The organism is bacterium (genome assembly GCA_029210965.1).
GTDB lineage: Bacteria > BMS3Abin14 > BMS3Abin14 > BMS3Abin14 > BMS3Abin14 > JALHUC01.
Genome location: JARGFZ010000014.1, coordinates 64,490 through 70,631, shown reverse-complemented (window position 1 = coordinate 70,631; position 6,142 = coordinate 64,490). Strand labels below are relative to the sequence as shown.

Here is a 6,142-nt window from a genome sequence, read left to right as displayed (position 1 = left end):
TAGCAAGACCCTTGCCAAATGCTATTGAGGGGATATGATAGGCTTAAGGTTGACAGGGATATTGTGAAATTCACGCCTTGACCCCAATGGTTGGAGCTCGGCCTATACCAGTGCGGCACGGTCGATCAGGCTGCCGCCGGCGCCGTCCCCTTCCGGTTCGTGCCGAAGGTGCTGAGGGTAATGCGATCGGTCATGGGTTAACGGGGAAGAGCAGACTCCTAGCCTTCGACACTTCGACCAGGCTTCCCCCGGCAAGCCTTTCGGCAAGCTCAAGACAGGCTCGGGGCAGGCAGGACAGGTGGCCAGACCCCTGGACCCCCTAGACGGGCCTCTTGAAAAAGACCTGCTTGAGTGTAGCTACATTTGGAGTTACAATCGAACTGAAATTCATATGGGATGAGGTCAAAAACAGGCGGAATATTGAGAAACACGGCCTTGATTTTATTGATGCTCGGGAGCTTTTTACAGGTGTCAATCCGCTCCTGGTAAATTTGGAGTCAAGGCAGGAATATGGCGAGGATCGATGGAAAGGCATCGGTATTTTAAAAAGTGCAGTTGTTGCCGTTGTCGTGTTTGCTGAAAGGGGCGGGGAAACCGTTCGAATAATCTCATTGCGAAAAGCCAGCAATGCGGAGATGGTTGTTTATGAAGAAGAGATCAAAAACCGACTGGGATGGAGTCAAGGCGATGAAGGAATCCGAGATCGACTACTCCGATATCCCGCCACTGGAGGAGGATTTTTTCAAAAAGGCGGTTGTCTGGCCGGGCCCCAAAAAGCAGGTGACGCTCCGTCTGGATCCGGATGTCCTGGAGTTTTTCCGTAAACAGGGGCGAGGCTATCAATCCAGAATAAATGCTGTCTTGAGAAAATATGTTGAGGCGCAGACGCAGTGACCCGGATTTGCAGGGGCGGCAATCTGGCAATGGGCAAACCGTGGGGTGAGTTCCAGTCTTCGCTCTGAGAGCTTCGCCTTGGCAAGCTCGCCTTTCACACTTTTGTGGCATAATTCTAACCATGAGAAGCGTTGTCTTTGCCATACCCTTCATCTTTATCACGCTCACCTCTCACGGATCAGGGCTTGAACTGTCAAGCGCACCCGTGCCTGAAGCTTTACCGACCACACCCCTCCTTACCGGGCAGATCCCGCACTCAAAGGTAGCCCGGGGAAGTGGGGCCATTGCCATGGCATACCTCAGTTCACCCACCAGGCGCTACGCTCACGGGGTTCTCGGGGATAAGATAGAGGCGGCAAGCCTGACCCTTGTTCTCGATGATGGCAAGGAGCTGAGATACGACCTCCCGGAAACCCGAGTTTTTGAAGACCTTCAGCCGCGCCTCGTCGACCTCGACGGGAAGGAGGCGGATGAGGTTGTTGTCGTTGAGACTGATCTCGACCTCGGCGCGTCCCTCGCTGTATACGGGCTTCATAACGGTAAGGTGATAAAAATTGCTGCAACGCCGTTCATAGGGCATGCCAATCGCTGGCTCAATCCAATAGGCGTTGGGGATTTTAACGGCGACTCGGTGATGGATGTTGCTCTCGTATCCACTCCCCATATAGGGGGAATCCTGAAGTTCTACTCATACACACCACCCAGGCTGACCAGCTATGCCCAAATGGGTGGAGTCAGTACCCATTCCATCGGCAGCACAGCTCTGGGGATGGGCAAAGTCGTAAAGGGTGAGATTAAGGACCTCATCCTCGCGCCCTCCCAACGGCACAACGAACTACTGCTCCTGGAATGGATGGATGGGAATATAGTGGAAAGCGCCAGGGTGACTCTACCAGCAAATATAAGCAGCGATCTTGTGCCGACAGGCTATAACCAGTGGACGTTCAAACTTGAAAATGGAGCCTGTTTCACAGTCAATGCCATTCCTTAAACCTTTGGGGACAGGCCGCCTGCCCTGCCTGCCGCGAGCCCGGTCGAGGGGAGCAAGTGAAATGCGTCGAAGGGTGTATTGTGACGTTTCTGATCAACCGAGTCAGGTACACCACAAATCAACCTCCGACCCCCAGACCCGCTTCCTAAATCCATCATGCACACGTCTCTATTTGATGCAACTTCTTCAGGACATACCTTGTCAAAAGCTCTTTCTCCAAGCAACCCATCTCGATGAACTTCACTCCAACTCCAGTATCGCCCTTTTCTGATACCCTCCCAATCCACACAACTTCCACCAGAATTGGCGAATCGAGGCGCAATTCTGAAGATGCAAATAATACTTCAAATTGATCGCCAGGTCTGGGACGGTCGCCCATAATGATGGATGCTCCAGCAACCGAAAGGGATTGAATAACAGCATTCTCCTCAAGATCATTTTTGCGGACAATGGCAGAGAAAGTAACCGAAGCCCGCGGGAAAGATCTTTGGGTCTCATTGAGGGTTTCTTCGACCACATTGATGAGATCCTCTCTTCGGATGGGCTTGAGAAGAAAAGCACTGCACCCTGCGGCCAGACATTTTTCCCTGGAATCGTCTGATGTTGCTGAACTGAGAATAATAACGGGGATGTGCTGAGTGTCTTGGTCCCTTTTGAGCTTTTCGCAGACCTCACATCCGTTCATGTCCTCCATTTCATAATCGAGAAGGATCAGGTGTGGCTTACCTGACCGAGCTTTTTCCAGGGCTTCCGATCCTGACTGGGCGAAGTCGAGAAGGAAAGATTTCCTGTTCAGGAAGCTCGTTCCGATAATGCGGAATAACTTGTCATCATCCACTATGAGTACGCGCTTCTGTTCCATTGCCCCCCGCCAGTGGCTAACTGACATGAAAGTTAAAGCGGAACTATTGCAGCATAAAGCTTTTAATATCAAAGATTTATACGGGGATATAGCTATAATGTCTACATCAAATCGGTAACCCCTTGGGGTCGGACCCTATATTCTCAGGTTAGTTTGATCTAATAACTATAATCCAGGACCCAGGAGTAACCCTATGTTCCTCACTCCTACAGGCTTTTTTTTGGCTGTTTTTCCTGGGCTTTTTTGACCTTCTCCTGTTTTTTAGTCATCTGTTTCTTGCTTTTTTCCTTGTCTTTCTTGCTGCCCTTGTCTCCCCTGTTGCCTCTGTCTCCCATCGCTTGTTCCTTTCCTATTGTAAATAATTTGTCAGAATACGGTGTCAGAGAATGAATTATAGCATGTCCAGGTAAATGAATTGTGTATGATAAAACTCAGAATCTGACACCTTTCCAATATGTGGGTAATAATAATAAAAGGCTTTCCAGAACGGAGAGCCTTATTATTTTAAACACCCTGATCCCTGACGAACCTGCAAGACACAAGACCCCAGACCCTCTGCTCTTTAACTTCCTTCCCCAACAAGTGCGTCCGTACCGAGGTGGGTTCTTACATAGTCGTTGATATGTTTCTGTGCTTCAGCTGAAATAGTGAGGAACTGGATGCCTGAACCAGATGGCCCATCGTTCTTCAAAGAACCGCACCAGATCACGGCCCCGGCTCTGACACTGATGCCCTTTTCCACTGAAGGAAGCTGGAATTTCATCTCCATCATGTCCCCGCGCATCACGGGCCGTTCAAGCTCAACAAAGACACCCGTGCTGCTCAGGGAATAGATCATACCTGAAAATTCATTGTCATCCATTTTCACGGTGCATGGAATAATTACATCCATCCTCTCGAATTGTCTGGTGTTTGTTTTAAGAAGACTTTCGACCACTGACAGGAGGAGGTCTCTCCTGACAGGCTTAAAGATGAGGCCGTCACATCCAGATGATTCGATGATGGATCTTGAGTGTTCCCTGGTTCCGGAACTGACCATGATGATGGGAATGGAAGATGTGTCAGGATCATCCTTTAAGATACGGCAGACCTGATCACCGTTCATGTCCGGCATGATCAGATCAAGAAGAATAATATCCGGTTTGATGGATCGGGCCATTTGGAGACCCTGGTTCCCGCTGCCGGCTGTGTGGATATCGTAGCGCTTTCGTCCGAGGTGAGAGATCTCCAGCTGAATGAAAAGCTCCACGTCATCCGCTATGAGTATGGTCCTTTTTTTCGCACCGTTCATCATCTCCCCACCTCCACAGCTTGCTTAATAATATCACTTTTCCGGATAGTTTTCGGAAAAACTGTGAGGAGGGAACGCAGAATCCACAATCCAGAATCCAGGAGCCATAAGCCGGAACTGTCTTTTTTCCCCAAATCCTTTTCCAGTAATACCGGCAGTTAAATTGCTTAACAGGGATGAAGGGGATGAAAGGGATGGGGTTAAAGACAGTATCGGTGTATCGGGGTGTCGGAGATAAACAGTTCAATAAGGACAACCTTGGGGTCGCATCTTGCCCTTCGAGCAACGACCACCAGAAGTTTCAGACACCAGGTTCCAGGTACTAGTTTCTGAGTACTGAGTACTGTTCTTCTCTCCTCTTGTCATATTTCGCCCAAACGTTATTATTGTTCTTCGATAGGGAAATATATTACCCATAAGTCAAAATTACTTTGGGATAGAGAACAAAGAGGTTCCCATGGCTGAAGCGCACACTCAGAAGGCGTCCGACGAACTGTTAAAACTCATGAACCGGGCCATCGCCCTGTACAAGCAGATCATCAAAAAATGCCGCGACGAGGACGATGTGGTTACGCGCAAACTGTTCGAGCAGATCTTTGAAGATGAGGAGAGCCACCTGGACATGTTCGAGGGGTGGTTAGGAGATCTGTAGAGCGAATCTCAGATCCCAGATGTGAGATTCGTTTAATAATCGTAACCTTTTTCATTGTCAGTGCCCTTCGCCTTCCTGTTTCATCTCTCCCTGCGGTAACAGGGTAAGGAAGATCGAGCCCACACCTTCTTTGCTCTCCACAAACACCATGCCATTATGAGCATGTACAATCTCCCGGGTGAAGGACAGGCCCAACCCTGATCCGCCGTATTGGCGGGTTGGACTGCTGTCAACCTGGAAAAACCGGTCGAAAATCTGCTCCACGTGCTCCTTGGGAATCCCGATGCCGTTGTCGCTCACCTGGAACTCGATGAAGTCGCCCTTGAGACGAACGGCAACGCTAACCCTCCCCCCATGGGGAGTAAATTTCAGAGCGTTTCCTAACAGGTTCTGGATAACCTGGGTTATTTTGGATCGATCCCAATACATGGTGGGAAGATCGGCTGCCAGGTCCAGGATGATCTCGATATCCTTTTCCTTCTGGATTGGCCGGAAAGCCTTTATGACATCAGACACCAGTTCTCCTGGTTAACATTCCTGATAAATGATCACGAAATGCCCTGATTCCAGGCGGGCTATGTTCAGCAAGTCCTCGATGAGGGTCAGCTGGTTCTTCCCCTGCTTCTTCATCACAAGGAGGATTTCTCTCAACTCAGATGTGGGGTTTCCGAACCCGCGACCCAGGATGTAGCTCAGGTAGCTATTAATAACCGTCAACGGAGTCCTGAGTTCATGGGACATGCGAGCAAAAAAAATATCCCTCACCTTGTTGGCTTTTTTAAGCTCCTCATTGGTACGGGCAAGAATCTCGTTGTTCTCGAGAAGTTTGAGCTGGGCCTCCTCCATCTGCTTGTATGATGTCTGCACCGATTCATAAAGGCGAGAGTTCGTTATCGCGAGTGAAACCTGATGCGACAGCGTTCGGCACAAGTCCTCGTCTTTGGTTTTTAACTCTCGCGTGTCGCCCGTAGTCCCGACGATAAAAACACCAATGGGGTCTTCATCGGAGTTCAGAGGAACGCAGAACACGGTCCTCAATCCTCGCGCCTCACACACACCGCGCTCTGCAGGTGTCAGGTCAACCAGTGGGAAGTCCTGTATGAAAACAGTTTCACCCGACTGGAGACTGCGCTGAAGGTGTGGATGGTCACTCAATGGCGCCCGACGATACTCGTCGGGGAATTCAGGTGGAAGGTGTGGCGTCGTGGCTCGGAGATGCAGTTCGTCCTGGTGGAGAAGATAGATTGCGCCTGTATCCAGTGCGAGTATTTCAACAGCACCGTCGATGGCGGCCTGCAAGACGTTTTCCAGATCGAGTGAACTCGCCAGTGCCATGCTCACCTTGAGCAATCCGTCCAGTTCATTGCGCGTGGGGCTCCCCGCGATGCCCATATACTCTCCTTGGTCAATAAACATTGTATCAGATTCGTTTACATAATCTAAGGTTTGGAG

Annotated in this window: 9 protein-coding genes and 1 pseudogene; 5 read left to right on the top strand and 5 right to left on the bottom strand. The window is 50.0% G+C overall.

Going from position 1 to position 6,142, the window contains the following annotated elements:
* Nucleotides 1–380: 380 nt before the first annotated feature.
* The 3 genes and pseudogenes from P1S59_07635 to P1S59_07625 all read left to right on the top strand — a co-directional run bounded on the left by P1S59_07635 (nt 381) and on the right by P1S59_07625 (nt 1,885).
* Nucleotides 381–671: pseudogene (locus P1S59_07635) on the top strand (BrnT family toxin).
* A complete protein-coding gene (locus P1S59_07630) occupies nt 646–894 on the top strand; it encodes a BrnA antitoxin family protein (GenBank protein ID MDF1526121.1) in 249 nt (82 codons plus the stop codon). Before P1S59_07635 ends, P1S59_07630 begins: the two are co-directional and overlap by 26 nt.
* Before the next feature lie 121 nt (nt 895–1,015).
* Nucleotides 1,016–1,885, top strand: coding sequence for a VCBS repeat-containing protein (locus P1S59_07625; protein ID MDF1526120.1), 870 nt, complete (start codon nt 1,016–1,018; stop codon nt 1,883–1,885).
* Nucleotides 1,886–2,039: 154 nt separating this feature from the next.
* On the opposite strand, the gene P1S59_07620 is transcribed toward P1S59_07625, so the two are convergent.
* The 3 genes from P1S59_07620 to P1S59_07610 all read right to left on the bottom strand — a co-directional run bounded on the left by P1S59_07620 (nt 2,040) and on the right by P1S59_07610 (nt 4,041).
* On the bottom strand, nt 2,040–2,819 hold the full coding sequence (locus tag P1S59_07620) for a response regulator (GenBank protein ID MDF1526119.1): 780 nt from the start codon (nt 2,817–2,819) through the stop codon (nt 2,040–2,042).
* Between the two features lie 134 nt (nt 2,820–2,953).
* Nucleotides 2,954–3,082 carry a hypothetical protein gene (locus tag P1S59_07615; protein ID MDF1526118.1) on the bottom strand — a complete coding sequence of 43 codons (129 nt, stop codon included), beginning with the start codon at nt 3,080–3,082 and terminating at the stop codon, nt 2,954–2,956.
* 227 nt (nt 3,083–3,309) lie between these two features.
* The gene (locus P1S59_07610; GenBank protein ID MDF1526117.1) at nt 3,310–4,041 is read right to left on the bottom strand and encodes a response regulator; all 732 of its coding nucleotides are present in this window, start codon (nt 4,039–4,041) and stop codon (nt 3,310–3,312) included.
* A gap of 191 nt (nt 4,042–4,232) precedes the next feature.
* On the opposite strand from P1S59_07610, the gene P1S59_07605 reads away from it, so the two are divergent.
* Together P1S59_07605 and P1S59_07600 are read left to right on the top strand one after the other, a co-directional pair.
* A complete protein-coding gene (locus tag P1S59_07605) occupies nt 4,233–4,364 on the top strand; it encodes a hypothetical protein (GenBank protein ID MDF1526116.1) in 132 nt (43 codons plus the stop codon).
* A gap of 131 nt (nt 4,365–4,495) precedes the next feature.
* Complete coding sequence (locus P1S59_07600) at nt 4,496–4,690, top strand: ferritin-like domain-containing protein (protein MDF1526115.1); 195 nt, start codon at nt 4,496–4,498, stop codon at nt 4,688–4,690.
* Nucleotides 4,691–4,747: 57 nt separating this feature from the next.
* Here the strand turns inward: P1S59_07600 and P1S59_07595 are convergent, their stop codons facing one another.
* The gene (locus P1S59_07595; GenBank protein ID MDF1526114.1) at nt 4,748–5,206 is read right to left on the bottom strand and encodes an ATP-binding protein; all 459 of its coding nucleotides are present in this window, start codon (nt 5,204–5,206) and stop codon (nt 4,748–4,750) included.
* Nucleotides 5,207–5,218: 12 nt separating this feature from the next.
* Nucleotides 5,219–6,082, bottom strand: a complete 864-nt coding sequence (locus P1S59_07590) for a histidine kinase dimerization/phospho-acceptor domain-containing protein (protein ID MDF1526113.1) — start codon at nt 6,080–6,082, stop codon at nt 5,219–5,221.
* Nucleotides 6,083–6,142: the final 60 nt, after the last annotated feature.

Excerpts from the sequence above, each read along its gene's own strand:
- P1S59_07605 (MDF1526116.1), top strand. The coding sequence starts at position 4,233 with ATGGGGTTAAAGACAGTATCGGTGTATCGGGGTGTCGGAGATAAACAG.
- P1S59_07600 (MDF1526115.1), top strand. The coding sequence starts at position 4,496 with ATGGCTGAAGCGCACACTCAGAAGGCGTCCGACGAACTGTTAAAACTC.
- P1S59_07630 (MDF1526121.1), top strand. The coding sequence starts at position 646 with ATGAAGAAGAGATCAAAAACCGACTGGGATGGAGTCAAGGCGATGAAG.
- P1S59_07590 (MDF1526113.1), bottom strand. The coding sequence starts at position 6,082 with ATGGGCATCGCGGGGAGCCCCACGCGCAATGAACTGGACGGATTGCTC.
- P1S59_07615 (MDF1526118.1), bottom strand. The coding sequence starts at position 3,082 with ATGGGAGACAGAGGCAACAGGGGAGACAAGGGCAGCAAGAAAGACAAG.
- P1S59_07625 (MDF1526120.1), top strand. The coding sequence starts at position 1,016 with ATGAGAAGCGTTGTCTTTGCCATACCCTTCATCTTTATCACGCTCACC.
- P1S59_07610 (MDF1526117.1), bottom strand. The coding sequence starts at position 4,041 with ATGATGAACGGTGCGAAAAAAAGGACCATACTCATAGCGGATGACGTG.